We start from the raw sequence: 26,869 nt of genomic DNA, 5'->3' as shown, positions 1-26,869 counted from the left end.
ACGAAGGCCGCACCCCGTTCGGGGTGCGGCCTTCGGGCATTTAAGCGTGGCCGTGCAAACGCGGTCCCGCGCGTGGCTATCCGGGGATGCCGGTGAACTCGTTGGGGGTATGCGGCAGTTCCGTGCTGCCCAGCACCCGCCCGCCGACCAGGTCGATCGTGTGCAGCTGGTTGGTGGCCGGCTCCGTGACGTACGCGGTGGTCCCCTGCACATACAGGGCCGGGCGCGGCTGCTGCCACTCGAGCGGTTCCTCCCACGCGTCCATGACCTCGATGGAGGCGGCCTGCTTCGCGGTCTTGGGGTCGATCACGCGCAGGGTGCCGTCCGTGGCCAGCACCAGGGCCTCGCCGGACGGGCCGCGCCCGAGGGAACGGAAGGTGTAGCTGGCGCCCAGCTCGACGAGCTTCATGGTGCCCGTGGCGGTGTCCGTCAGGCTGATCCGCGTGGGGCGCTCCAGTTCCGCATCCGGATCCGTCTTGTAGTCCCCGAGCACGACGGCGGATTCCACGCTGCCGGCCTGGTTGCCGATGCGGGCGTACTCGTCCGGCGCGTCGATCTTGGTGATCCTGGCGTCCCGGTAGGCCAGCAGCCCGTCCTCGCAGCCGACGACGATCGTCTCCCCGGCAAGGGCTGCCTCGCCGTGCACGCCGGGGCAGTCGTCGCTGTGCGCGATCTCCGTCCGGCTCCCGTCGGCGGCCGGCGCGGAGAGGACCTTGATGCCGTTGCGGGACTCGGAATCGCCCTCGGTGACCAAGAGGGAGCCGTCCTGCAGCTGCAGCGCCACGCCGTGGTGGGCGTGCTCGGAGACGTAGGACGTGGTCTGGGGCAGCCCTTCGGCAAGGCCGGACAACTCCCGCGGATCGAACAGCTGGACCGTGCCGGTGCCGTCGTCGAACAGGGCCGTGGTGCCGCCGTGGACGACGGCGTGCCCGGGCGTGGTGGCGGGGAAAACCGCCTCGGTCAGTGATGGTGCTGACGTGTAGTGGTGGCTGTGGTCGCCATGCGGCTCGGACCACGCCCCGGTGTCCAGGACCCGGAAGCCGGTGGCGGTGCTAACCAGCACGTGGCGTCCGTCGCCGGCCGGATTGACCCGGTTGAATCCCGCGAGGGGCTCGTCCAGGACGACTTCCCCCGCTGCGGCGTCGAAAACCATCACCCCGCCGTCGTAGGTCATGGCCAGCCGCGGGTGGGCACGGCTGGCTTCCTGAGTCGGCGCGGCCGCTTCGGGGGCGGACGCGGCCGCCGCGGAGGTGTCGCCGGCGGACGCGCCGGCCGGGGTGCAGGCGGTGAGCGCCAAGCCCGGAACCAGGAGGGCTGCGGCCAGCGCGGCCCGTTTGGGCGTGTCCTGCCGGAGCTCGGCGGAGGAGATTTCGCGGCGGAGGAGGACGTTCGTCAAGGTGCGTTTTGGAGTGTTCACGCCGACGAACCTAACTTAAATGATAATCGTTCTCAAAGTATGTCAACGTGACGCCCGCAACTCCGTTCGGTCCCGGAGGGCCCTCGGAGGGGCGCCGAGGCGGTGAATTCGCCCAGAAAACCCAAAAAAACCGCCGAATCCCGGCAAAATCGCGCGTTTCTGTCCGTGGCGGCTGGTAGTTTCCTACTCAGAAGTTCCGTAACCGCGGGGCGCCCCGCCTGCCGTCTGGCTGGGGAGAGATAGTCCAGGAGGACATGAAATTGGCTATTAACCGTAGTGAGCTCGTTGCTGCCGTTGCCGAGAAGACCGGCAACTCCCAGGTCGCCGTGAACGGTGTTCTGGACGCCGTGTTCGAGGTGTTCGTGGAGCAGGTTTCCCAGGGCGAGAAGGTTTCCATCCCGGGCTGGCTGTCCGTCGAGCGCACCGACCGTGCCGCCCGCACCGGCCGCAACCCGCAGACCGGCGACACCATCCAGATCCCGGCCGGCCACTCCGTGAAGCTGACCGCCGGCTCCAAGCTGAAGGCCGCCGTCACCTCCAAGTAGGCCGCCGCGGCCCTGTGCCGCAGCACTGAACCGCCGCACCATGTGGCAGGTTCGCGGGCCCGTCCTTCCCTTCGGGGGAGGGCGGGCCCTTGGCGTTTTCCGGCCCGTCGCTTCGGGGTCCAGCGAGGGGGCATTGCCGGTCCGACCTTCTACTTTTGGTAGAATCGTCCAGCGGCCCCGACTCCTTCGGTGCCGTGCCATCCAGGGGTCCCGACGGCGGGATCCGCAAGGCAAGGAGCGAACCGTGGAGCACCGCAGCCAACGCATCATGCGTGGCTGGCTGGGCGCCCTCGCCGCCACCTCCCTTGCGGCCGCCTCGCACGGCCTCGCCGACGGCTCGCTGCCGTCCCTGCCGGTCCTCGCGCTGATCCTGGCGATCTCCGGCGCCATCTGCACCGCGCTGGCCGGCCGCCGGCTTTCGCTGGTGCGGACCTCCGCCGGGGTGCTGCTCAGCCAAGGCGCCTACCACCTGCTCTTCGGCCTCGGCGCCCACCAGCACACCGCCGCCGGCCGCCTGACCGAGACGGTCTCCCACCACGGCACCGAAACCAGCATCGTCTGGACAGCGGCCGCCGGAACCGCCCGCATGGAAGGCGCCGGGTTTTTTGGCGGGCCGGTTCCCGACGCACGGATGCTCGCCGCGCACCTTGCCGCGGCCCTGCTGACCATCGCGGTCCTGCGCAAGGGCGGCCTCGCCGCCCGGGCAACCGCGGAGGCACTGCTGCTCGCCACCCCGGTGGCGATCCTGCGCTGGAAGCCCGCCCCCGCCGTCGTGCGCCTCGCACGGCCCGCAACCTGCCAGAAGCCGGGCCTGCCCGACCTGGGCGTCCCCCTGCTGGCGTTGCGCCACCGCGGCCCGCCCGCCTGCTCCGCCTCCTAGCCCGAAGCAGAAGCAGGCCCCACACGGGGCGGAAGGACACATCCCATGAACCCGCAGCACACCCCTGGCCGCCAAGGATGGCGGCGCTTTGGCGCCAGCCTCGCCGCCGCAGCAGCGATCGGAGGCGCCGCCCTGGTCTGCGCCCCCGCGGCCAGCGCCCACGACTCCATGGTGGATTCCACGCCGAAGGACGACGCGGAACTGACCACCGCGCCCACCGAGGCCACCCTGCAGTACTCGGCGGAACTGAACAAGCTCGGCACCGTCGCGCTGCTCAAGGACGCGAACGGCCACCAGTTCGAGGCCGACCCCAGCGTCTCCGGCGACACGCTCACCGTGGACTTCGGCGACCCGCTGCCCGAAGGCGACTACACGCTCACCGTGCGCGTGGTGTCCTCCGACGGGCACCCGGTGGACCAGACGCTGGACTTCAGCGTCGACCTCCCCGGCTCGTCCGCCAGCCCGACGTCGGCCGCCACCGCGTCCGCATCCTCCTCCAGCGCGGCCGCGCTCGACACGCCGCAGCCGACCGCGGAGTCGTCCGAGGCCGCCATTCCGGACGCCGCCACCACCGGCGGGCTGCCTCCCGCCGCCGTCTGGGCGATCGCCGGCGTCGCCGTGCTCGCCGCCGCGGCGGTCGTCCTGGCCAAGGTCCGCCGCCAGACCAAGTAGCGCCCCGCCCCAGGGCACGGGCCTCCTTGCGGCGGCCCGTGCCACTAGGGACCAGCGGCGCCCTGTCCTGCGGCGCCTTTTCCAGCACAGCTGTGCCCTGCGCAGCCTTGCCCTGCCCGCCTCCCGCGGGCCCCACACTTCAGGAGTACCTCCATGCCCAAAACAACCCTGCCCAACACAACCCTGCCCAGCGCCGCCTTCCGCCCGCGCTTCGCCCTCCTCGCTGGGGGCCTTGCCGGCGCGCTGGCCCTGACCGGCTGCGCGGCGGCCGCCGACCCGGCGCCGTCCTCCGCCGGCGCGGCCACCCAGGCCGCCGCCGTGACCGTCACCGATCCCTGGGTCAAGGCCGCCGATGCGGACATGACCGGAGCGTTCGCCGTCCTCAGCAACACCGGGACCACGGACGCCGAACTGACGGGCGCCTCCACCTCCGCGGCCAAGACGGTGGAACTGCATGAGATGACCGGCAGCGCCGGCGCCATGCAGATGCAGGAAATCGACGGCGGCATCGCCATCCCGGCCGATGGCAGCGCCACGCTGGAGCCCGGCGGCCTGCACATCATGTTCATGGACCTGCCCGACCCGCTCGAGGCCGGGGAAACCGTCGCGGTGACCCTGGAGTTCGCCGACGGCAGCACGTCCCAGGTGCCGTTCGAGGTGAAGACCTACACCGGCGCCAACGAGACCTACGCCCCGGATGAGCCCGCCGGCATGGACATGTCCCACGAAGCCGGGCACGAATCCGGTTCGGAGGGCTAGCGTGGCGGCACGACCGGGCCGCCGGGCGGTCCTGTTCGGCGCGGCCGGCCTGGCGGCGGGTGTGGCGGGGACGGCGGCAGCCGCCGGTGTTGCCGGGACGGCGGCTGACGAGACGGTGGGCACAGGGTCCGCCGCGCGGGCGTCGGCCGGATTGGACAGCACCGGCGCCAACGGTGCCCGGACACTGGCGTTCCACGGCGCCCGGCAGGCCGGAATCGACACCCCGGCCACCGCGCACATCCGCTACCTGGGGTTCGACCTCGTGCCTGGGCAGGACGAAGGGGAGGGGGACGCCGTGCGCCGGCTGCTGCGCCTGCTCAGCTCCGATGCGGCCCGGCTCACGGCGGGCACGGGGGCGCTGGCGGACACCGAGCCGGAGCTGGCCTCGGCCCCGGCGCGGCTGACGGTGACCTTCGGTTTCGGTCCCGGCCTGCTCGATGCCGTGGCCCCGGACCGCAAGCCGGCCTGGCTGCGCCCGCTCGAGGCGTTCGGGATCGACGACCTCGGTGCTGCGTACGGGCAGACCGACCTGCTGGTCCAGATCGGCTCCGACGACCTCATGGCCCTGGCCCACACCCAGCGGATGCTCCTCAAGGACGCCCGAGGACTGGCGGTGCTGCGCTGGGTGCAGGACGGCTTCCTGCGCTCCTACGGCGGCGGGGCGGAAGGGGTCACCCCGCGCAACCTGTTCGGCCAGGTGGACGGGACCGCCAACCCGAGCGGGGACGCCCTCCAGCGTGCCGTCTGGGGTGAGGCCGACGGAACCGGCGCGTGGCTTCCGGGCGGAACCTCGCTGGTGCTGCGCCGGATCCGCATGGACCTGGACGCCTGGGACAGGGTGGACCGGCCCGGACGCGACCTGGCGCTGGGGCGGCGGCAGGACACCGGAGCGCCGCTGACCGGCACCCGGGAGCACGACGAGCCGGACCTGGGAGCCGCGGACGCCTCCGGGCTGCCGGTCATCTCCGCGGACAGCCACGTGGCGCGGGCCCGCGGCGCGGAAACCATCCTGCGCCGCGGCTACAACTACGAGTCCGCCGCCGCGGGCGCCGACCCGGAAGCGGGGCTGCTGTTCGCCTCCTTCCAGGCGGACATCGACCGGCAGTTCCTGCCGATCCAGCGGCGGCTGGCCCAGGCGGACCTGCTCAACGAATGGGCCACCCCCATCGGCTCCGCCGTATACGCGATTCCGCCGGGCTGCGCCGAGGGAGGATTCGTCGGAGACGGACTCTTCGCCTGAGACGGAGAGCACACCGGGCCCCGCCGGGGAGCACGCCAAAGCCCGCCGGGTTCTGGGTGCGCCCTCCCGGATGAAAGAATGGAAGGCGTGCCCGGCGCGGCGCACGCATTTATCGAGGGAAACGTGGCAGGGAGAATGGTCAACACGCACGCTCCGCGGGGCAAGGGCGGGAAGCAGCTTTCCGCTCCCTCCACCGACAGGTCCGACGGAGGCCTCTGGAGGGTCCTGGCCCTGCCGGCCATCCCGGTGGCCGTGCTGGCGCTGATTGCCGCCCTGGCCTACTCCGGCGCTGCAGCGGCCGGGCAACTCGCCGATCCGGGTGCGTTCACGCGCTGGGGCCTGCCGGTGGCCCGTGTTGTGGTGCACTTCTCGATGGCGCTGGCGATCGGCGCGCTGGTCTTCGCGGCGGCCGTGCTGCCGCGCTCCACCAGGCCGCACCGCGCCCGCCGCGGCGAGGACGGCGCCGGCAGCACCGACGGCGGCAGCGAACATCCCGCCTTCACCCGGGCGATGAACGTGGCCGCCACGGCCGCCGTGGTTTGGACATTGGGCGCCGCCGCGGTGCTGGTGCTCACCTTCTCCGACATCGCCGGCCTGCCGCTGAGCCTGGATCCCGCCTACACCGCGGCGATGCTGGACTACATCCAGACCATCTCCATCGGCCAGGCCTGGGCCTGGATGGTGGCCATCGGTGCCGTCGTCTCCACCCTGGCCTTCGGGGTCCGTTCGCCCGCCGGGGTGGGCCTGGCCGCCGCGGCCGCGCTGGGCGGGGTCGTCCCGATCGCGCTGGTGGGCCACGCCGCGGGCGCCGACGACCACTGGGGGGCGGTCAACGCGATCGGCCTGCACCTGCTCGGCGTCTGCCTCTGGGTTGGCGGCATCCTGGTCCTGGCCCTCGTCGCGGGGCTGCTGCAGGGGCCCGCCCCCGGACGCTTCGCCGGCGCGCGCCCGGTCCTCGCCGGCGTCGTGCTCCGCCGCTTCTCCACCCTGGCGACCTTCGCGTTCCTGCTGGTCCTGGGCTCCGGCGTCGTCTCCGCCACCATCCGCATGGACTCCTGGTCCCAGCTGGCCACGCCCTACGGCGGGCTCATCGCGGCCAAGACCGTCCTGACCCTGGTGCTGGGCGCGCTGGGCCTGGCCCACCGCCGCCGCACCATCCCCCAACTGGAGGCCGGGCAGTTCTCCGCCACCCGCGCCGCGTGGCGCATCGTCGCGGTCGAGGCCGCGGTCATGGCCGCCGTGATGGGCCTGGCCACGGCGCTGGGACGCACCGCCCCGCCGGCCGGTGAAGCGGCCCCCGCCGAAACCACCCCGGCCCGCCTGCTCACCGGCTACGACCTGCCGCCCGAACTCGGCGTCTCCAGCTGGTTCACCGTCTGGCGCATCGACTGGCTGTGGGTGGCCATCGCGCTCTTCCTCGCCGCCGCCTACCTCAAGGGGTTCGTCTCCGTGCGCCGGCGCGGCGACAAGTGGCCGGTGCTGCGGCTGGTCTCCTGGCTGATTGGCCTGCTGGCCCTGGTCTACGTCACCTCCGGGGCCCCCGCCGTCTACGGCATGGTGCTGTTCTCGGTGCACATGGTGGACCACATGTCCCTGACCATGGTGGTCCCGATCTTCCTGGTCGTCGGCGCCCCGGTCACGCTGGCGCTGAAGGCGCTGCCGGTGCGCACCGACGGCACCCGCGGACCCCGCGAATGGATCCTGGCGCTGGTCCACTCGACCTACTCGAAGGTCATCACCCATCCGCTGTTCGCCGCGGCCAACTTCGCCGGCTCGATCATCATCTTCTACAACACGGACCTGTTCGGCTTCGCGCTGCGCGAGCATGCGGGCCACGAGCTGATGAACCTGCACTTCCTGCTCACCGGCTACATCTTCGCGCTGACCATGATCGGTGCGGACCCGCTGCCGCGCCGGGCCCCGTACCCGATGCGGCTGGTGATCCTGCTGGCCACCATGAGCTTCCACGCCTTCTACGGCATATCCCTGATGAGCGGGGAGTCGCTGATCCAGGCCAGCTGGTTCGGCAACATGGGCCGCGACTGGGGCGTGGACGCCCTGGAGGACCAGAAGATCGGCGCCGGCGCCATGTGGGGGATCGGCGAGGTCCCCACCCTGCTGCTGGCCCTGGGCGTTATGGTCGCCTGGAGCCGCGACGACGCGCGCGAGACCAAGCGCAAGGACCGCCAGGCGGACCGCGACAACGACGCCGAACTGCAGGCCTACAACCAGATGTTCGCCCAACTGAAGAAGCACGACGAGGAGATCGACCGCCGTGGCCGCTAACCACCCGAAGACCACGACGGCGGCACGCACCGCCGCCCTGCTGCTGGGCGCGGGCCTGCTCCTTTCCGGCTGTGCCGCCCCGGCGGCCCCCGCCGACCCGCACGCGGGCGTCTCCACCGCTGCCCCGGCGTCGCCTACCGCCGCGGCCTCGGCCAGCGGATCGGTGGAGGACGCCACCGCGGAGGAATACGCCGTTGCGGCCGGCATCGTGGAGGCCTACACGCTCGGCTTCACCCAGTCCGCGAAGGCCTCCGCCGCGGACCTGGCGGCGCTGCGCGAACCGGCCACCGACACCCTGGAGGGCGTGGTGGTGATTCCCTCCACCTGCCAGAACGTGCTGGAGGGACTGAACTGGTCCCCGGCGCAGCTGGGCGAGGACGCCGCCCGGACCGACTTCACGCCGGAGAACGGAAGCATCACCGGATCGATCGAGGTCGCGAAGGTTCCCGAGCGGTCCAGCCTGGACGCCCACTACGCGCTCGTGCGGGAGCTGCTGGGCTCCTGCAGCAACCTGAAGATGAACATCCAGACGGAGAACTCCGACGGGTCCACCACCTCCGATACCGTGCCGCTGAAGTCCGCTGCTCCCGCCGTGGCCGAAGGCACCGCCGACTCCGCGCTGCTGTGGACACGCGGAACGGCCGGCAGCAGCTGGCAGCAGCAGTCCTTGGTGCTGATCAAGGAGAAGGGCGACCACGTCGCGATGGTCTCCTTCATCGCCGCGTCCGGGGTGGACGCCGCCGAAATCGCGACGATCGCCACCGGCGTGCTCAACGCCACCCTCGCCGCGCTGGACTGAGCTGGACCGGGCTGGACCGGCCTTTCGGCCACCCCTGCCGGGAAGGGCCGGCAACCGGTAGGGTCGGCGCATGGCTAACCTTCCGGCCGACGTGTTCGGCAACCTCAAATCGATCCTTGGCTCCACCGCCCACGGCGAGCCCGTCCGGGTGGGGGACCGCACCGTGATCCCGGTGGCCTTCGTCACCTGCGGCGCCGGCGGGGGCGAGGACGCCCGCGGCAAGGACGCCACCGCCGGGGCCGAGGTGTCCGCCGGCGAGGCGTCCGCGGGCGGGGCCTCCGGCGGCGGGGGCGGCGGCATGGCCATCCCGCTGGGCGCCTACATCGCCGGGCCCAACGGCGTGAAGTTCGATCCCAACCCCGTCCCCCTGGTCCTGGCCGCGGCCCCGGTGGTGTGCGTGGTCGGCTGGGCCGTCACCCACATCGTCAAGGCCTGGCGCCGCTGACGCCGGCCCCTTCGCCGTCGCACGCCGTCACGTGGGGACGCGGTCCTCCCGGGGACCGGGATAATGGTGGGCAGACCACGTCAGCCGACAACGTTCCAGGAGTGCCCCCGTGACCGCTGAATCCACCGAATCCGTCCGCGCCGCCTACCGCGTCCGCGCCTCCGAGCTGGTGGGCCGCAACTGGCTCAACACCGGCGGGAAGCAGTTGGGCCTGGAGGATTTGCGCGGCAAGATTACGATTCTCGATTTTTGGACCTTCTGCTGCATCAACTGCCTGCACGTGCTGGACGAGCTGCGCCCGCTGGAGGAGAAGTACAAGGACGTCGTGGTGACCGTCGGCGTGCACTCGCCGAAGTTCGAGCACGAGGCCGACCCGGTGGCCCTGGCCGCCGCCGTGGAGCGCTACGAGATCCACCACCCGGTCCTCGACGACCCGGAGCTGGTCACCTGGCAGGCCTACTCGGCCCGCGCTTGGCCGACCCTGGTGGTCGTGGACCCGGAGGGCTACATCGCCGCGCACCTCTCCGGCGAAGGCCACGCCAACGGCCTGGAGGTCCTGGTCGAGGAACTCATCGCCGAGCACGAGGCCAAGGGCACCCTGCACCGCGGGTCCGGCCCCTACGTCGCCCCGCCGGCCCGCGAAGGCGACCTGCGCTTCCCGGGCAAGGCCACCGCGCTGCCCAACGGCAACTTCCTGGTCCTGGACACCGGACACCACCGCCTGGTGGAGCTGGGCAACGACCTCACCACGGTGGTGCGCACCTTCGGCGAAGGCACCAAGGGCTTCGCCGACGGCACCGCCACCGAGGCCCGCTTCAACGAGCCCCAGGGTGCGGCGGTCCTGCCCGCGGCCCTGGCCGCGCAGGCCGGCTACGACGTCGTCGTCGCCGACACCGTCAACCACCGCCTGCGCGGGCTCTCGCTCGCCGACGGCACGGTGCGCACCCTCGCCGGCAACGGCGTCCAGCGCCTGCTGGATTCGAACCTGGCAGCCAAGGGCGTGGGCGACGACGGCGCCGCGCTGGTCACCGACCTCGGCGCCGACCCGCTGAACACCTCGCTGTCCTCGCCCTGGGACGTGCTGTGGAGCGAGAAGGCCGGGCGCATCGTCATCGCGATGGCCGGAACCCACCAGATCTTCAGCTTCGACCCGCTGACCGGCGCGCTGGCCGTGTTCGCCGGCACCGGCCTCGAGGGCCTGCTGGACGGCCCGGCGGACAGTTCCTGGTTCGCGCAGTCCTCCGGCCTGGCCGCGGACGCGAACGGGGACATCTGGGTCGCCGACTCGGAGACCTCCGCGCTGCGTGTGCTGCGCCTGGCCGAGGACGGGTCCGTCGCCGCGGTGGAGACCGCGATCGGCGCCGGCCTGTTCGACTTCGGCTTCCGCGACGGCGACGCCGCCCAGGCCCGGCTGCAGCACCCGCTGGGCGTGACCGTGCTCCCGGACGGCTCCGTTGCGGTGGCCGACACCTACAACGGCGCCGTCCGCCGCTACGAACCGGCCACCCAGACCGTCTCCACGCTGGCCCGCGGCCTGGCCGAACCTTCCGACGTCCTGCTGGACACCACGGTCGAGGGCGAACCGGTGCTGCTGGTCGTGGAGACCAACCAGCACCAGCTCATTCGCCTGCCGCTGCCCAAGGAGGCCCTGACGGTGGACGAGGGCGCCTCCCAGACGCAGCGCCCCAAGACCCGCGTGGCCGCCGGCGCCCACGAGCTCGTGGTCCGCTTCGCCGCCCCCAAGGGCCAGAAGCTGGACGACCGCTGGGGCGACCCGACGCAGCTGAAGATCTCCTCCTCCCCGGAGGAACTGCTCCTGGGCGGGGGAGGAACCTCCGTGGGCCTGACCCGCACGCTGGAACTGAACCCGGCGGTCGCCGAGGGCGTCCTGCACATCACCGCCCGCGCCGCGGCGTGCGACGGCGAGCCCGGCGGCGAGATCCCCGACCACGCCGCCTGCCACCTGTACCAGCAGGACTGGGGCATCCCGGTGGTGCTGGACGCGGCGGGGGAGACGGAACTGACCCTGGACCTGCGCGGCCTGGACTGATCTTTACAGCCTGGGCTGGCCTGCGCGGCTTGGACTGGCCGCCCTTCCACGCAAAACGACGCCGGCACGTGCCGGCGTCGTTTTGCGTGGAAGGGCGCAACGCGGCGTAACCGAGGGCCGGCGTGTGTCGGAGTGTGTCCGGCGGGGTAGGCGTGTTGCGCGTCGGCGCGCCCGCGGCGGACCGATCCGGATACGTTGGAACCCGAGGCGAAATCCGTGCCGGGGTCTCCCGGCCGTCCAAGAAACGAGGAACTTATGGGAAACACCCTTGTCGGCCTGGGCACGCAGCTGCGCGTCCCCAAGATCGGCTACGGCGCCATGTCGCTGGCCGGGGCCTACGGCGGAATCGACGACGCCTCGGCCCTTGAGCTGCTGAACGCGCTGATCGGCGAGGGCGTGACGTTCATCGACACCGCCAACGTCTACGGCGACGGCCGCAGCGAGGAACTGGTCGGCCGCTTCCTCAAGGCCCACCGCGACGAGGTCACCGTGGCCACCAAGGTCGGGATCGTTGCCGGCGGCGGCGTGGGACAGCGCGGCATCCGCGGCGACCGCGAGTACATCCACGAGCAGGTCGAGCACAGCCTGCGCCGCCTGGGCACCGACCGGATCGACCTCTACTACCAGCACCGGATCGACCCCGACGTGCCGATCGAGGAGACCGTCGGCGCGCTGGCCGAGCTGGTCCAGGCCGGAAAGGTGCTCAACATCGGCCTGTCCGAGGCCACCGGCGAGGAGCTGCGCCGCGCGCACGCGGTCCACCCGATTGCCGCCGTGCAGTCGGAATGGAGCGTGCTCAGCCGCGACGTGGAGGCCCACGTGGTGCCCGTCGCCGCCGAGCTCGGCATCGGATTCGTTTCCTACGCGTCGGTCGGCCGCGGCCTCTTCGGCACCGGCTTCGACCCGGCCGCGCTGGCTGCCGGGGACGGCCGCCACCGGTTCCCGCGCTTCTTCCCCGAAAACCTCCAGGCGAACATCGAGCTCGCCAAGGAGGTCGCCGAGGTGGCCGGCCGCCACGGCGTCAGCACCGAAGAGGTCGCCCTGGCCTGGCTGTTCGCGAAGGGCGAGGAGTTCGGGGTGCAGCTGAACACCATCCCCGGCACCCGCACCCTCGCGCACCTGCGCTCCAACCTGCGCTCGCTGGAGCTGGTGCTCACCCCGGCCGACATCGCGCGGCTGGACACGCTGGCCGACCGCGTGCGGGGCGCACGTTCGCCCGCCCCGCACCAGGTTTCGGGCGGCCGCGAGGGGCTCATCGAGACCGAGGCCGTACCGGCCTGAGCCGGCCCGGCTTACCTGACTGCACGCAGTCCCGAAGGGCCCGGCGGATTTCCGCCGGGCCCTTCGCCGCGTGGAGGTACCCCTCGCCAACGGACGGCAAATTAGTTAGTATTGCTAAGCAACTACTTTCCGGGAGGTTCTGATGTCGGGGGTCAAGTACGACGACGGCGGGACGGCCGGCCTGGGCGTTCCCGAATCGGTGGGGCCGGATCGCCTCGCGGCGGAACTGCGGGTGGCCATCATGCGCACCTCGCGCCGGCTGCGCACCGAGGCCAGCGGGGAACTGCTGAAGCCCGCCCAGTATTCGGTGCTGGTGGCGCTCCACCGCGGAAACCGGACGATCGGGCAGCTGGCCAAGGGGGAGATGGTCGCCGCGCCGTCGATGACGCGGATCGTCCAGCACCTGGAGGACGCGGGCTGGACCAGCCGCCAGTCGCACCCCGACGACGCGCGCCAGGTGGTGGTTTCCATCACCGACTCGGGGCGGGAGATCCTCGAACGCGCCCGGGCCCACCGCACGGCGTGGCTGGCGCGGCGGGTGGGGGAACTCGACGCGGCGGACCGGCGGACGCTGGCCCGGGCCGCGGAACTGCTGCAGGGGATGTGCAGCGAATGAGGGGACTGACCCAGCGGGCGCCCCGCCGCACGGGCCCCAAGCAATCGATGTTCGCCGCCCTGGCCACGCCCAACTACCGGCTGTGGGTGATGGGGGGATTGGTCTCCAACATCGGCACGTGGATGCAGCGCGTGGCCCAGGACTGGCTGGTGCTGACCGTGCTGACGGACCACTCCGGCACGGCCGCCGGCATCACCACGGGACTGCAGTTCCTGCCGATGCTCCTGCTGGGCCCATACGCGGGCCTGATCGCGGACCGGCACAACAAGCTTCATATCCTGCGCATCACGCAGGCCGCCAGCGGCGTGCTCGCCCTGGCGCTGGGCCTGCTGGTGGTCACCAACACCGCCGAACTCTGGCACGTGTACGGGCTGGCGCTGGCCCTGGGCGTCGCCAGCGCCTTCGACATGCCGGCGCGCCAGTCCTTCGTTTCCGAGGTGGTCACCGCCGACCTGGTGCCCAACGCCGTCGCGCTCAACTCCGCCTCCTTCAACACCGCCCGGCTCCTGGGGCCGGGCCTGGCCGGGCTGCTGATCGCCTGGCTGGGCACGGGGCCGGTGTTCCTGCTCAACGCCGCCAGCTTTGCCGCCGTCATCGTCGCGCTCGGCCGCATGCGCGCCGACCAGCTCGTCCCCGTCGCCCGGCCTCCGCGGGGCAAGCGCCAGATCACCGAAGCGCTGCGCTACGTCAAAAGGCACCCGGACCTGGTCCTGATCCTGGTGCTGGCGGCGCTGATCGGCACGTTCGGCCTGAACTTCCAGATCACCAACGTGCTCATGTCCACCACCGTCTTCCGGCTCGGCCCGGAAGGCTACGGGTTCCTGGGGACCGTGATGGCCGTCGGCACGCTGGGCGCCGCCCTACTGGCTGCCCGCCGGACCGGCCCGCGCATGCCCTACGTCGTCGGCAGTGCGATCGGATTCGGCGCCTTCTCCGTGCTGGCGGCCCTGATGCCGGGGTACTGGTCCTACGCGGCGGTGCTGGTGCTGGTGGGGCTGACCTCGCTGACGTTCCTGAATTCGTGCAACGTGAGCATCCAGCTCAGCGTCGAGCCCCAGTACCGCGGCCGCGTGCTGGCTCTGTACATGTGCGTCATGATGGGCGGCACCCCGATTGGCGCGCCGATCGTTGGCTGGGTCGGCGAAATGGTCGGGGCGCGGTGGGCGGTGGCCGCCGGCGGCATCGTCGCCCTGGCCGCCGGTCTGGGGGCGCTGCTGGTGCTGCTGCGCCGCAGGGGCGCGGAACAGGCGGCACTGCCGGACGCGGCCGAGGCCCCGCACACGGTGGAGGCCCAGGCCACGGTCCTGACGCAGGCTGCCCTGGCGGCCCGGGACGCGGAACCGGACGCCGAATTGGACGCCGTCCAGGTCACGGAACCGGAGACGGCCAGGACGCAGGACGCCGGGCAGGGATCGGCCCGGGCCGTCCACCCGTAGCCGGCCCGCCGGCTTGTGCCGTCCCCTGCCGTCCCGTCAGTCGCCGGCGGTGGGGGAGACCCGCACCCCGGCGCTGTTGGCGGTCAGGCCTGCGCTGAAGGAGAACGTCTGGTTGACCGACCGGTTCGCGTACGCCCCGGTGACCAGGTCCTGCTCCACCAGGGACAGCTGAGCGCCGACCTCGAGCGGGCGCACCACCCAGCCGCCGTCGAACGCGGTGATTTCCGGGACCGGGTACTTGGTGATCGACCACTTGATGGTGGAGGAGGACACGCGTGCGTTGGTGGAGTAGGCCAGCGGGCAGCCGGCCGGCTTGAGCACCTGCTGGGCGGCGCACCCGTCCAGATACTCCTTGAGCTGGTCCTGGACCGCGCCGACCAGTTTCGCCGTCGGTTCGGTGGTCAGCGTGAGCCCCTCGCGGCGGGCGGTTTCGTCCGAGTCGACCACCCGGCGCTCGGCGAACGCCTGCACGTACTCCGCGGAGAAGTGGGCCTCCACGACGGCGGGCAGGAACACGGGGAAGTCCTGCGTCCCCTCGGCCAGCGGAGACACCAGCCCGTTCACGGTGACCTCGCTGGTGCTGTCCGCGGCCAACCGGACCGCGGGCAGGTCCGCCGGCTCGAACGCCCACCGGTCGAACACCAGCAGGCTCTTCCCGGCGCGGTGCAGCTGCCAGGAGGTCCGCAGGCTCTCCCCGCCGACGCTGTATTCGGCGCTCACCACGGCCGTGTCGGCGTCCGGGTGGTCGACCTCCACCACGTCGAAGTCCTCCACGGCCCGGACCGAGTTGCGCAGCCCCTCGCCGTCGAGCAACAGCGGGTTTCCCTCCGGGACCTCGGCGCCCAGCAGGCCCAGCGCACGCCCGCCCTCGCCCTCCTGCAGCAGGGCGAAGTAGTCCTTCACCAGCCCCTCGGGGCCCAGCACGAAGCGGTTGACGAGGGCCACGGCGGCCAGGCCCGCCACGACCACGGCAACCAGGGCCGCCGCCCACAAAAAGGTGGCCTTGAATGGTCCGGATGCGCTCTTCACGCCCCCTAGATTACCGGCGCCGGCGGCGCCGGGTTCCGAACATGCCGCGCAGCAGTTCCTGCCCGATCGCCGCGGCCGCTTCCATGGCCTCATCCAGCAGGGGGTTCGACGCCGGTTCGGGGGCGGGTGCGGGGGTGGGCGTCCGTTCCCGCGGGGCCGGGCGGGAACTGGGGCGGCCGAGGATTTCCTCCTCGATCCGCCGGGCCTCGGCATCGATCTCCCGCTGGTTCTGCTCCCCCTGGTCCGGCTCCGCTCCCGGGCCGCGCCCGCCCGCGGCGTCCCCGGTGGGAGCGGGACCGCCGGTGGGGGCCGGCGTCGTGCCCTTCAGCTTTTCGAAGGCGGACGCGCGGTCCACCGCCGTCCCGTAGACGGCGAGCAGCGCCGAACCGGCGACCGCCTGCCGGACGGTTTCGGCGGGGGCCGGGCCCATCGTGGAGACCGGGCTGCGCATCCGGGTCCAGGCGACCGGCGTCGGTGCGCCGCGTTCGTTCATCACCGTCACGATCGCCTCGCCGGTGCCTGCCGTGGTGAGGGCCTCCGCCAGGTCGTAGCCGCTGACCGGGAACGTGGAGACGGTCGCGCGCAGCGCCTTTGCGTCGTCCGGGGTGAAGGCGCGCAGCGCGTGCTGGATGCGGTTGGCCAGCTGGCCCAGCACCTCCTCCGGCACGTCCTTGGGGGTCTGGGTCACGAAGAACACGCCCACGCCCTTGGAGCGGATCAGCCGCACGGTGGTGGCCACCGCCTCCAGGAACGCCTTGGACGCGCCGCGGAAGAGCAGGTGCGCCTCGTCGAGGAAGAAGACCAGCCGGGGCCTGTCCGCGTCCCCGACTTCCGGAAGTTCCGCAAAGAGGTCCGCCAACAGCCACATCAGGAAGGTGGAGAACAGCAGGGGCTTCTGCAGCAGGGTGGGCAGCTCCAGGCAGGTGACCACGCCGCGGCCGTCCGGGGCGGTGCGCAGCAGTTCGGCGGTGCCGAACTCCGGCTCCCCGAAGAACCCCGCCAGGCCCTGGGCCTCCAGGCCCACCAGTTCGCGCAGCAGCACCCCGGCGGTGGCCTTGGACAGGCCACCGAGCTCCTCCAGTTCGGGCTTGCCCGCCGGGCTGGTCAGGTGGGTGATGACCGCGCGCAGGTCCTTGAGGTCGTGCAGTTCCAGGTCCTTTTGGTCCGCGTAGTGGAAGACCAGTTGGAGGCTGGACTCCTGGGTCTCGTTCAGGTCCATCACGCGGGAGAGCAGCAGCGGGCCGAAGGAGGTCACGGTGGCGCGCACGGGAACCCCCGCGCCGTCGCCGCCCAAGGCAAGGAACTCCACCGGGAAGCCCTGCCCCGCCCAGTCCTGGCCGACGGAGCGGGTGCGCTCCAGCAGCCTGTCGGTGGGGGAGCCGGGGACGGCCAGGCCGGAGAGGTCGCCCTTGATGTCCGCGAGGAACACCGGGACGCCGGCGGTGGAGAGCTGTTCGGCCATGACCTGCAGCGTGATCGTCTTGCCCGTGCCGGTGGCTCCGGCCACCAGGCCGTGCCGGTTCATCATCCGCAGCGGCAGCCGCACCTGCGCCTCCGGATGCAGGTCGCCGCCGGTCAGCGCGGCCCCCAGGGACACCGTGGGCCCCTCGAACGCGTACCCGGTGCGGATCGTGTCCGCCTGGTCGGCGGGAGTGCTCTCGGTGGGATTGTTCTTGGCGGGTGTGCTCTTTGCCATGGGGCCAGCGTACGTCCGGGCGCGTGGCGCGGTCAGTGGCGCAGGAGCACTTCGCCAAAGCCTCCTGCCCCCGGGATGCGTTTCGCCAAAGGACGATGTCGGGTTTGGGGCCCAAACCCGACATCGTCCCTTGGCGAAACGCGGAGGGGCGACATTGTCCTTTGGCCAACCGCGGACGGGGACCTCAGCCGGGAACGAGGTCCTTGGTGAAGGCCAGGTGGATGATCGTCTCCGGATCGGCCTCCACGTCGAACCGCGGGACGTAGCCGGTGTTCAGGTACAGGTTCTTGGCTTCCGGCTGCCGCGGCCCGGTGGTCAGGTAGAGGCTGCGGTAGCCGGAACGCAGGGCCTGCCCCTCCAGTTCGGCCAGGACGATCCTGGCCAGCCCGCGGCGCCGGTGGCCGTTGTGCGTCCAGATGCGCTTGAGCTCCGCGGTGGTGGCGTCGAACTGGCGGAAGGCCCCGCCGGCCACCGATTCTCCCGCTTCCTGCAGGATCAGGAGGGCGCCGTGCGGAGCCGCGAACTCCGCGGCCGGGTAGCGGTCCATTTCGTCGGACGCGCCGCCGAAGAGCGCACCGTACCGCTGGTCGTATTCGCGGGTCAGTCCCTCCAGCAGGGGACGCACGCGCGGGTCCTCCAGCGGAAGCCAGAGGGCTTCGAGGGCGGCGGGGTCGGCGGGGTCGGCGGGCCGGACCGAATCGGAGGGCAGGGGAGCGGTCGATCGAACGTTGGTGGTCATGGAGTCATCCCAGGTAGCTGTGGGCCGCGGCAAGGTCCGCCTGCAGCCGCGTCCGTGAATAGGTGGGGGAGGCAGGGGCCGGTGCGTCCCGGAGCGCCGCCAGTGAGGAGAGCAGGGTCCGCGCCAGCGCGTCGGTGTGCCGGAACGGTGCGGCGTTGCTGCGGGGGCGGGCGAAGGCGCCCGAGCCCCAGCCGGTGGTGCCGGCCCCCACGGCGTGCAGCCACGGCACGGGCCGGCCGGCCGCGTCGAGGACCCGGTTCTCGGGATCGACCACCAGCCGCCCGTCGGCATGGTCCGCGACGGCCAGCCCCGCCGCGGCGAGGGACCGCAGCAGCGGATTGGCGGAACCGGCCAGGCCGGCCTCCGGCAGCCGCGCCTCCACCAGCGACCGTGCCGCCACCGCATGCCCGGAGGCGTCCGAGACCCCTACGAACGTTCCGTCCGCCTCGTTGGTGCCGAACGTGGTTCCGGGACCCAGGAAGCGGACCATGCCGGCGCGGTGCAGCGCCAGCAGTTCGCGCAGCCGGTGGGCCGGCGGGCCGGAATCGACGTAGCTGAAGAAGCCGTGCCACCATCCCGCCACCAAGGACCGGGACTCGTCGGTCAGGGCCTCCGGAGGCACCAGCCGGCCCAGTTCGAAGTACACGGACAGCAGCCCCAGGAACAGGCCCAGGGTCTCGGAGTTCTCCCCGCCGTCTCGCAGCGCCAGGTCATCCTCGATGTGTGCGGCGACGGCGGCCTCCGCCCCGGCGGCGTCGAACCGGCGCCCGGCGAGCGGGAAGTCCAGGGCCTCGAAGTCCAGCCGGTCCGCCGGGTCCGGGACGGACTGCGCCACGAGCGCCTCCCGCTCCGGCGAATACCAGTCCACGTCGGCGAAGCGGGCGGAAAACCGCTCCCACCCGTGCTCCGTGCGCCCCGGGTGGCCGGTGAACAGTTCGCGGTAGTACGCGTAGGCGGCGTCCTTGGCCATGAGCGGCCACAGGTCGCGCCGGAAGTCCAGGCGTCCGTGGCGTTCGACCAGTGCCGCGACCGCCGCCGGGGTGAGGAAGAGGGGGCTGGCCGGGGCGGCCCCGCGCAGGTCCCCGCGGATCTTGGACCGGTACGGGACGCCGCGGCGGGACCCCACCCACAGCCGCGGTTCGCGCCCTGACGGGACGTACTCGAGCCGCCCCGAGGACTCCCGGAAGGAGCCGCCCCGGCCTTCGAAGAGCAGGACCATCAGGTCGATGAAGGCCAGCCCCAGCCCGGAGACCAGGACGTCGCTGCCCGGGGCCAGCACGGAAAGGTCGACGTCGTTGGTGTAGGCCGGAGGGACATGCACGGCCCCGTGGCGGGCCGCGAAGTCCGCGAAGCCGGCCGAGCCGCCGGAGGGTGCGGCTTCGGTGTGGCCGAGGGCGAGGACGATGGCGTCCGCCGGAAGCAGCACGCCGGTCGCCAGCCGCACGTGGTGCGGGCCGGCGTCGTTCGCTTCCGCTGACCCGTGCGTTTCGGCTGCACCGTTCGGTTCGACGGCGACCACGGTGTCCGCGTGGACCTCGACGGTTGTGCCGGGTCCCAGGGCCGCGACGGTGCTGCGGTAGAACCACTCCAGGTACAGGCTCTGCAACCGCCGGGTCGGGAACGACTCGGGGCGCAGGTCCCGCAGCTGGGCTTCCAGGTCGGCATCGGTCCCGTGCGGGCCGCGGCCGTCCGGAATGGAACCGTCCAGGACCCCGGCGGCCCACTCGACGAGCGAGGGGCCCTCCACCGCGGGGCCCGCGCATTCCACGCTGGAGTCGGTGAACACGGTGACGTCGGCGGCCCGGGAATTCAGCTTCAGCAGCGGGCTCTGGTCCCTGCGCCAGATGCGTCCGGCGCCGGGCGGGAAGGGATCCACGACGTGGATGCGCAGCGGCCCGGAGAACAGCGCCGGCCGGTTCGCGGACAGCCGCTCAAGCAGCATCGCCGCGCGCGGACCGCCCCCCGCCAGCACGATCGACTTCTCCCGTGCGGTGGTCCCGGCCCTGCCTTGCAGGCGGGTGTGCCGCACGGGTGTGTGCTGCCCTCTCATGCGCTGCGTCCCTTCCTCCGTGGCGTCTGCGCCGGTCACACCGGCCGCGGTACCGCCCATGCTAGGGAGGCTCCTTCAGCGGGCGGGCGGGCGCGGTAACTCTTGGTCAGGCGGCGTCACGCAGCGTCAAATACGCCCCCCGGGCGGCTCCACCTGCCCCGCTTCCGAGGCGCCGCGTGAAGCCGCCGGGGCTGCGTGACCCGGTGCGTCGCGGCAAGTGGACGCGTCAGGGGCTCGGTTCCTAGCGTTGCGCCGACGGTCCGGGGCAAGACCTCCCGGAAACGGCCGATCCGTCAGGCGGCCTGCCGCAGGTAGGGAAGGAACCAAACGATGAGTGCTACGGCACGGGGGATCGAAACCCCGCAGCAGAGGGACGGCGCGGTGGACGCGCCCGTCCCCACGCCCACCTCGACGCAGGTGGCCCCGGAGCCCGGCCGCTCCGGCTCCGGAGGTGCCGGCTCCGGCGGGTCGGGCCAGGGACAGGACTACTCCGGGTATCCGGTGGTTGGCGCCCGCCACCCCTGGCGCTGGGTCGGGACCGTCGTGGTCGCCGCGGCAGTGGCGGCCGTCCTGTGGTCCTTGCTCACCAACCCCCGCTGGGAGTGGGACGTGGTGGCCCAGTGGTTCACCGCCGAATCGATCCTGCGCGGCCTCGCCGAAACGCTGAAACTGACGTTCATCTCCGGGACCCTGGGATTCGTGCTCGGCTTCCTGCTGGCGCTCATGCGGCTGTCCTCCTCGCCGCTGCTGGTCGGGGTGTCCTGGACGTTCTCCTGGATCTTCCGCTCCACGCCGCTGCTGGTCCAGCTGCTGCTCTGGTACAACCTCGGATACCTGTACGAGAAGGTGTCCCTCGGCATCCCGTTCACCGACGTGCGCTTCTTCGAGGTGCAAACCACCACGCTGATCAGCCAGTTCGCGGCGGCGGTGCTGGGCCTGACGCTGAACCAGGCCGCCTACTCGGCGGAGATCATCCGCGGCGGCATCCTCTCCGTGGACCAGGGCCAGCTGGAGGCGGCCTCCGCGCTCGGCATCCCGGCGTGGCGGCGCTCCACCCGGATCGTCCTGCCGCAGGCGATGCGGGCCATCCTGCCGACCGCGTTCAACGAGGTCATCGGCCTGGTGAAGGGCACCTCGATCGTCTACGTCCTGGCCTACTCTGAGCTGTTCTACACGGTGCAGGTCATCTACAACCGCACCCAGCAGGTGCTGCCGCTGCTTCTGGTGGCCACGCTCTGGTACATCGTGATCACGTCCGTCCTGAGCGTCCTGCAGTACTACATCGAACGCCACTACACGAAGGGTGCCGTGCGCACCCTGCCGCCGACGCCGTTCCAGCGGTTCCGCGCGTTCCTCTCCACCCATGCCAAGACCCCCACGACGGGAGCCACCCGATGACCGCCGCACCGGCCACCAAGGGCCTGATCCAGCTCCGCGACGTCCGCAAGTCCTTCGGCGGCACCGAGGTCCTCAAGGGCATCGACCTGACGGTCGAACCCGGGGAGGTCGTGGCCATCCTCGGCCCCTCCGGTTCGGGGAAGTCCACGCTGCTGCGCACCATCAACCACCTGGAAAAGGTCGACGGCGGGACCATCGCCGTGGACGGGGAACTGGTCGGCTACGCGGTCCGCGGCGGCAGGCTCCACGAGCTGCGCGAGCACGAGATCCTGCGCCAGCGCACCCACATCGGCATGGTGTTCCAGAACTTCAACCTGTTCCCGCACCTGACGGCGCTGGAGAACATCGTCGAGGCACCCGTGTACGCGCAGAAGAAGGACAAGGCGCAGGCGCGCGAGCGCGGCCTGGAGCTGCTGCGCCGCGTCGGCCTCGAGGACCGGGCGGACGCCTACCCCCGCCAGCTCTCCGGCGGCCAGCAGCAGCGCGTCGCCATCGCCCGCGCGCTGGCGCTGGACCCGAAGGTGGTCCTGTTCGACGAGCCGACGTCGGCGCTGGACCCCGAACTCGTCGGGGAGGTCCTCGACGTGATCCGCGCGCTCGCCTCCTCCGGAACCACCCTGGTCATCGTCACCCACGAGATGGGTTTCGCCCGCGACGTCGCCGACCGCGTCGTCTTCATGGACGAGGGTCGCGTCGTCGAGCAGGGAACGCCCACGCAGATCTTCGGCGACCCGCGGCACGAGCGCACCCGGACCTTCCTGTCCAAGGTCATCGAACCGGCCTTCAACCTCTAGACCCCCTTCATCTGACCACTTTCAGGTCACTGTTTTCACCCGCACCGGAACCACCAAGGAGCACCACCATGTCCACCACCCGCACCTGCCGCTTCCCCGCCTTCGCGGCCGTCACCGCCGTCGCCGTGCTGGCCCTGTCCGCCTGCGCCGACCCCGGCTCCGCGGCGTCGGGATCCGCCGCCCCCGCCAGCGCCGTCGCGGCGGAGAACGGCGTCACCTACAACCTCTCGCCGGAGCAGGACCGCGTCCGGGCAGAGAAGGTGGCCGAGATCGCGGCGCAGGTGCCCGCGGACATCGCCGCGGACGGGAAGCTGACCGTTGCCCTCAGCCCGTTCGCCGCCCCGCTGGCCGTCTACGCCACGGATGACAAGACCGTGGTCGGCAACGAGGCGGACGTCGCCCAGCTGGTCGCCGACAAGCTGGGACTGGAACTGGACCTGCAGGTCACGTCCTGGGAGAACTGGCCGCTGAAGACGCAGTCCGGAGACTTCGAGGCCGTGATCTCCAATGTCGGCATCAACGGCGAGCGTGTGAAGCTCTTCGACTTCGCCCCCTACCGCGCCGCGTTCATGGCCTTCGAGGCCCGCACCGATTCGGACATCACCGTCAACGGCTCCGCCGACATCTCCGGCAAGAAGGTCGCCGTGGGGTCCGGAACCAATCAGGAAAAGATCCTCCTGGCCTGGAACAAGGAACTCGAGGACGCGGGCAAGGCCCCGGCCGAGCTGCAGTACTACGGCACCGACGCAGACACCATCCTGGCGCTGTCCTCCGGCCGGCTGGACCTGAACCTTTCCCCGTACCCGAGCGCGACCTACCGCGAGAACACCCGCGACGACCTGAAGATCGTCGGCAAGGTCAACGCCGGCTGGCCGTCCGAAACCCTGGTCGCCGCCACCACGCTGCGCGGCAACGGGCTGGCCGAACCGATCGCGGCCGCCGTCAACTCCGCGATCGAGGACGGCTCCTACGAGCAGGTCCTTGAGCGCTGGGGCCTGGCCGAGGAGGCCATCCCGGAGTCCTCCGTGGTCAACGCCGAGAACTTCGGCAAGTAGGGGCCGGACGTGAAGTTCCAGGTCCTGGACATCATCCCGCACCTGAACAACCCGGTGACGGGGGAGGGCGTCTCCACCGCCGAACGCCTGGAGCAGGTCCTGGAGACCGCGCGCCGGGCGGAGGAGCTCGGATACGACTCCTTCTCCATCGGGGAGCGGCACGCCGGGGAGTTCATCTCCTCCTCGCCGACCACGGTCCTGGCCGCCATCGCCGCGACCACCAGCACCATCCGCCTGCACACCGGGGTCACGGTCCTCTCCGTCCTGGACCCGGTACGCGTCGCCGAGGACTACGCGACCATCGACCAGCTCTCGCGCGGCCGGCTGGAACTGGGCATCGGCAAGGGCAACGAGGTGCTGCAGTACCCCCTGTTCGGGTTGGACCTGGCCGACCAGTGGGACCTGCTGGCGGAGAAGTACGCGCTGCTGCGCCGGCTGTGGCGGGAGGAGGGCGTCACCTGGGAGGGCCGGTTCCGGCCGGCACTGGTGGAGCCGACGACGACGACGCCGCGGCCGTACGCGGGCGCGCCGCGCGTGTGGCACGGCTCGGCGACCTCCCTGGCCTCCGCGGCGCTGGCCGGCGACTGGGGCGATCCGCTGTTCACCGCCAACGCCATCCAGCCCCGCGAGAACTACAAGGTGCTGATCGACCACTACGCCGAACGGTACGACGCCGCCGGCCACGACCCCGCCCACCGGTACATCGCTTCCGGCGCCGGGGCGGGCGGCATCTTCCTCGCGGACACCACGGCCGAGGCCAAGCGGCAGTTCGGCCCCGTCTACGAGGCCCTGACCGCCGGCCGCGACGTGCCCGGCAACAACTCCCCGTTCCGCAGCATCGACCATGCCGTCGCCGAGGGACCGTCCCTGGTCGGCAGCCCGGAGGACGTGGCCGCGAAGATCCTGGAGTACCACGCGCTGTACGGGCACGCGCTCCAGGCGATCTCGCTGCCCACCACGCTGCCGTTCGGCCAGCAGCTGGAGGTCCTCGAACGCTTCGCCGCCGAGGTCATCCCGGCGGTCCGGGCCGCGGCACCGACCACCCTGTGGGAGGCGGAGGACCCCTTCGCCGCCCGAGTCCACGGGGTGCCCGCCGCCCTGGCCGCCACCCGCTAGCCCCGCTTGCCTGCCCGCACCACCCACCACCTGCCACCCCATCGAAAGGCATCCCCATGACATCCCCTCTCCGTTCCGCCCTGCCCGCCGCCGTGCTGGTCTCCGTCCTGGGGACCGCCGTCCTCGCCGGCTGCGCCGACCCCGGAGCCTCCGCCGCCACCAACCCGGCGTCGGATGTCAAGGCCTTCGACCTCTCCCCGGACCAGCAGCGCTACGCCTCGGACAAGTCGGCCGAGGCCGCGGCGCTGGTCCCGGAATCGGTGTCCGCGGACGGGAAGCTGACCGTCGCGGTGAGCCCGTGGGCCGCCCCGTTGGCCGTGTACGCCACGGACAACAAGACGCCCGTGGGCAACGAGGTCGACATCGCCCATGCGCTCGCCGACTCGCTGGGCCTGGAGGCAGAGATCGTCGACGTCGCGTGGGCCGACTGGCCGCTGGGCGTGGAGTCCGGCAAGTATGAGGCCGTCCTGTCCAACGTCACCGTGACCAAGGAACGCAAGGACAAGTTCGACTTCGCCAGCTACCGCGAAGACAAGCTGGGCTTCTACGTCAAGAGCGATTCGGCGATCACCGGCCTGGAGAAGGCGGAGGACGTCGCCGGGCTGCGCATCATCGTCGGCTCCGGGACCAACCAGGAGAAGATCCTGCTGGACTGGGACGCGGAGAACAAGAAGAACGGCCTGAAGCCGATCGAGTTCCAGTACTACGACGACGACTCCGCCTCCTCGCTGGCGCTGCAGTCCGGACGGGCCGACGCGACCTTCGGGCCGAACGCGACCTCCGCGTACAAGGCCGCGCAGGACGGCAAGAGCAAGCAGGTGGGCCTCATCGCCGGCGGGTGGCCGGAGAAGGCCAACATCGCCGTGACGGTGAAGAAGGGCTCCGGCCTGGCCGAAGCCGCACAGGCCGGCATCAACCACCTCATCGAAAACGGCACCTACGCCAGCGTCCTCGAGCGCTGGGGCCTGGCCGACGAAGGGATCGCCGAGTCCGAGCTGAACCCCCCGGGGCTGGGCGACTAGCCCTCCCCGAGAAGGGGCCGGGGGCTGGTCCTGGCCGGGACGATCCGGTTTCGCCAAGGCTTCCTGCTCCCGGTACGCGTTTCACCAAAGGACGATGTCGGGTTTGGGCGCCAAACCCGACATCGTCCTTTGGTGAAACGCAGAAGGGGCACACGGTCCTTTGGCCAAACGCAATAAGGGGCAGACGCGAAACATGTCGTCCCGAGACGCCGCACGGCGCGTTTTCGGCTCCCGAACCGGGGCTGGGAGCGCGCCGCGCGGCGTTTTCGGCGTCATGTTTCGTCATAAAAGGCTCCATGACAGTTTCGGCGCGGAGCGCTTGCACGGGGCACCGATTCCGGTTTTAGATAGTCGAACCAAACCATCAAGAGCGGCCGAGAGATCTGGATCGATGACGCCGCAGCAACCATCCGATGGCACCCCTCGCGGGTCCTTCGGAACGGTGCTACCGCCAGAAGCGATGGAGACGCATCAGCGAAACCACCTCGAGGCCTCGGCGTGCCGCGGCTCGGGATTTCGGCTGATTTTCCGGGCTTGCTAGCCGATGCGCTCCCTCGTTCAAACCGACGAGGAGAGTCATGGCACCACCCCCCACCACGGCGGCACCGCCGTCGTTGTCCTACGAGTTGTATCCGCCGGTGCACCGTGACGCCAGCGACTCGGTGCTGGAAACCGTGGCCGCGCTGGAGGCCTCCCGGCCCGACTACGTGTCCGTCACCTACAACGGCACCCCGGAGCGCCGGAGGGCCTCCGTGGAACTGATCCGGCACCTGACCGAGAACACCAGGTTGCGCCCGCTGGCCCATCTGTGCTGCGTGGGGGAGACCCGCGAAAGCCTGGACCTGCTGGTCCGCTACTTCCTGTCCCTGGGCGTGCGCGGGGTGCTGGCCCTGCGCGGTGACCTGCCCCAGGATCCGGAGGCGTTCCGTGGCGAACTGCCGTTCGCCCGCTACCTCGTGGAGCTGATCCGCGACGTGGAGCGGCGGCACAGCGCAGCGCTGGCCGGCGGACGGCTGGCGGTCGGCGTCGCGGCCTACGCGCACCGCCACCCGGAATCGCCGAGCTTCCAGCACGACGTCGAGGTGCTGCTCTCCAAGGAGCGTTCCGGCGCGAACTTCGCGATCACCCAGGTCTACTTCCAGGCCGGCGACTACGAGCGGCTGGTCGAGGCGGCCCGCAAGGCCGGAGTCACGATCCCGATCATCCCGGGCATCATCCCGGTCTCCAGCGTGGCACGGCTGCGCCGGCTCTCCGTCCTCACCGGGCTTCCGGCCGAGCGCGAGCTGCTGCACCGCCTGGAAACGGCCTCCAGCGACGCCGAACGCCACCGCATCGGCGTGGACCACGCGGCCGGCCTGGGGCGCGCCGCCCTGGCCGCCGGGGCGCCGGGCCTGCACCTGTACACCTTCAACGACCACCGCGGCTCGCTCGACGTGATCGAAGCCGTGGGCCTGCCCGGCACCCGCGCGGTGCCGCTGGACACCGGCCAGCTGGACCTCCAGCCGGCCGACAGACCGCTCAGTGCCGCCCGATGAGTGCCGCCG

General features: G+C 71.6%; 23 protein-coding genes and 1 riboswitch. Of the genes, 18 read left to right on the top strand and 5 right to left on the bottom strand.

Annotated elements, in window-relative coordinates; genetic code table 11:
- Positions 1–76 precede the first annotated feature (76 nt).
- Entirely contained in the window at positions 77–1,417 is a 1,341-nt protein-coding gene (gene aztD, locus ABD912_RS06575) for a zinc metallochaperone AztD (protein WP_345149380.1), read from the bottom strand.
- 260 nt (positions 1,418–1,677) lie between these two features.
- Between aztD and ABD912_RS06570 the strand changes: the two genes are divergently transcribed.
- From ABD912_RS06570 to ABD912_RS06515, 12 genes are all read left to right on the top strand, one after another.
- A complete protein-coding gene (locus tag ABD912_RS06570; RefSeq protein ID WP_345149438.1) occupies positions 1,678–1,962 on the top strand; it encodes an HU family DNA-binding protein in 285 nt (94 codons plus the stop codon).
- A gap of 244 nt (positions 1,963–2,206) precedes the next feature.
- On the top strand, positions 2,207–2,842 hold the full coding sequence (locus ABD912_RS06565; RefSeq protein WP_345149379.1) for a hypothetical protein: 636 nt from the start codon (positions 2,207–2,209) through the stop codon (positions 2,840–2,842).
- 45 nt (positions 2,843–2,887) lie between these two features.
- Positions 2,888–3,514 (top strand): copper resistance CopC family protein, encoded by a 627-nt coding sequence (locus ABD912_RS06560; RefSeq protein WP_345149377.1) that lies wholly within the window; start codon positions 2,888–2,890, stop codon positions 3,512–3,514.
- Positions 3,515–3,667: 153 nt separating this feature from the next.
- A complete protein-coding gene (locus ABD912_RS06555; protein WP_345149375.1) occupies positions 3,668–4,273 on the top strand; it encodes a copper chaperone PCu(A)C in 606 nt (201 codons plus the stop codon).
- Position 4,274: 1 nt separating this feature from the next.
- Positions 4,275–5,513 (top strand): Dyp-type peroxidase, encoded by a 1,239-nt coding sequence (locus ABD912_RS06550; RefSeq protein WP_345149373.1) that lies wholly within the window; start codon positions 4,275–4,277, stop codon positions 5,511–5,513.
- Positions 5,514–5,648: 135 nt separating this feature from the next.
- Positions 5,649–7,799 carry a cytochrome c oxidase assembly protein gene (locus tag ABD912_RS06545; protein WP_425548032.1) on the top strand — a complete coding sequence of 717 codons (2,151 nt, stop codon included), beginning with the start codon at positions 5,649–5,651 and terminating at the stop codon, positions 7,797–7,799.
- Positions 7,789–8,598, top strand: coding sequence for a hypothetical protein (locus ABD912_RS06540; protein WP_345149370.1), 810 nt, complete (start codon positions 7,789–7,791; stop codon positions 8,596–8,598). Before ABD912_RS06545 ends, ABD912_RS06540 begins: the two co-directional genes overlap by 11 nt.
- 70 nt (positions 8,599–8,668) lie before the next feature.
- The gene (locus tag ABD912_RS06535; protein ID WP_345149368.1) at positions 8,669–9,043 is read left to right on the top strand and encodes a hypothetical protein; all 375 of its coding nucleotides are present in this window, start codon (positions 8,669–8,671) and stop codon (positions 9,041–9,043) included.
- Positions 9,044–9,152: 109 nt separating this feature from the next.
- A complete protein-coding gene (locus ABD912_RS06530) occupies positions 9,153–11,093 on the top strand; it encodes an NHL domain-containing thioredoxin family protein (RefSeq protein ID WP_345149367.1) in 1,941 nt (646 codons plus the stop codon).
- Positions 11,094–11,348: 255 nt separating this feature from the next.
- On the top strand, positions 11,349–12,374 hold the full coding sequence (locus ABD912_RS06525; RefSeq protein ID WP_345149365.1) for an aldo/keto reductase: 1,026 nt from the start codon (positions 11,349–11,351) through the stop codon (positions 12,372–12,374).
- A gap of 142 nt (positions 12,375–12,516) precedes the next feature.
- Positions 12,517–12,990, top strand: a complete 474-nt coding sequence (locus ABD912_RS06520) for a MarR family winged helix-turn-helix transcriptional regulator (RefSeq protein WP_345149363.1) — start codon at positions 12,517–12,519, stop codon at positions 12,988–12,990.
- A complete protein-coding gene (locus ABD912_RS06515; RefSeq protein ID WP_345149361.1) occupies positions 12,987–14,426 on the top strand; it encodes an MFS transporter in 1,440 nt (479 codons plus the stop codon). Before ABD912_RS06520 ends, ABD912_RS06515 begins: the two co-directional genes overlap by 4 nt.
- Before the next feature lie 36 nt (positions 14,427–14,462).
- On the opposite strand, the gene ABD912_RS06510 is transcribed toward ABD912_RS06515, so the two are convergent.
- From ABD912_RS06510 to ABD912_RS06495, 4 genes are all read right to left on the bottom strand, one after another.
- On the bottom strand, positions 14,463–15,455 hold the full coding sequence (locus ABD912_RS06510) for a hypothetical protein (protein ID WP_345149360.1): 993 nt from the start codon (positions 15,453–15,455) through the stop codon (positions 14,463–14,465).
- 10 nt (positions 15,456–15,465) lie between these two features.
- A complete protein-coding gene (locus ABD912_RS06505) occupies positions 15,466–17,151 on the bottom strand; it encodes a helicase HerA-like domain-containing protein (RefSeq protein WP_345149358.1) in 1,686 nt (561 codons plus the stop codon).
- 184 nt (positions 17,152–17,335) lie between these two features.
- Positions 17,336–17,890: a GNAT family N-acetyltransferase gene (locus tag ABD912_RS06500; RefSeq protein WP_345149357.1), complete on the bottom strand. Its 555-nt coding sequence runs from the start codon at positions 17,888–17,890 to the stop codon at positions 17,336–17,338.
- 4 nt (positions 17,891–17,894) lie between these two features.
- Entirely contained in the window at positions 17,895–19,940 is a 2,046-nt protein-coding gene (locus tag ABD912_RS06495; protein WP_345149356.1) for an FAD/NAD(P)-binding protein, read from the bottom strand.
- A gap of 330 nt (positions 19,941–20,270) precedes the next feature.
- Here ABD912_RS06495 and ABD912_RS06490 point away from each other — a divergent pair, with 330 nt between their 5' ends.
- The 6 genes from ABD912_RS06490 (at position 20,271) to ABD912_RS06465 (ending at position 26,860) form a co-directional block, all read left to right on the top strand.
- Positions 20,271–21,338 carry an amino acid ABC transporter permease gene (locus ABD912_RS06490; protein ID WP_345149355.1) on the top strand — a complete coding sequence of 356 codons (1,068 nt, stop codon included), beginning with the start codon at positions 20,271–20,273 and terminating at the stop codon, positions 21,336–21,338.
- Positions 21,335–22,132, top strand: coding sequence for an amino acid ABC transporter ATP-binding protein (locus tag ABD912_RS06485; protein WP_345149354.1), 798 nt, complete (start codon positions 21,335–21,337; stop codon positions 22,130–22,132). The genes ABD912_RS06490 and ABD912_RS06485 overlap by 4 nt, the downstream gene beginning before the upstream one ends.
- Before the next feature lie 68 nt (positions 22,133–22,200).
- The gene (locus ABD912_RS06480; protein WP_345149353.1) at positions 22,201–23,187 is read left to right on the top strand and encodes an ABC transporter substrate-binding protein; all 987 of its coding nucleotides are present in this window, start codon (positions 22,201–22,203) and stop codon (positions 23,185–23,187) included.
- Between the two features lie 9 nt (positions 23,188–23,196).
- The gene (locus ABD912_RS06475) at positions 23,197–24,303 is read left to right on the top strand and encodes an LLM class flavin-dependent oxidoreductase (protein WP_345149352.1); all 1,107 of its coding nucleotides are present in this window, start codon (positions 23,197–23,199) and stop codon (positions 24,301–24,303) included.
- Positions 24,304–24,359: 56 nt separating this feature from the next.
- Complete coding sequence (locus ABD912_RS06470; protein WP_345149351.1) at positions 24,360–25,325, top strand: ABC transporter substrate-binding protein; 966 nt, start codon at positions 24,360–24,362, stop codon at positions 25,323–25,325.
- A 358-nt stretch (positions 25,326–25,683) separates the two neighbouring features.
- Positions 25,684–25,792: riboswitch (SAM riboswitch) on the top strand.
- Positions 25,793–25,903: 111 nt separating this feature from the next.
- Positions 25,904–26,860, top strand: coding sequence for a methylenetetrahydrofolate reductase (locus ABD912_RS06465; RefSeq protein WP_345149350.1), 957 nt, complete (start codon positions 25,904–25,906; stop codon positions 26,858–26,860).
- Positions 26,861–26,869 lie beyond the last annotated feature (9 nt).

The sequence above is a fragment of the Arthrobacter ginkgonis genome, from assembly GCF_039540195.1.
In the GTDB taxonomy this organism is placed as follows: domain Bacteria; phylum Actinomycetota; class Actinomycetes; order Actinomycetales; family Micrococcaceae; genus Zafaria; species Zafaria ginkgonis.
This window is presented reverse-complemented; position numbering and strand designations above follow the sequence as displayed.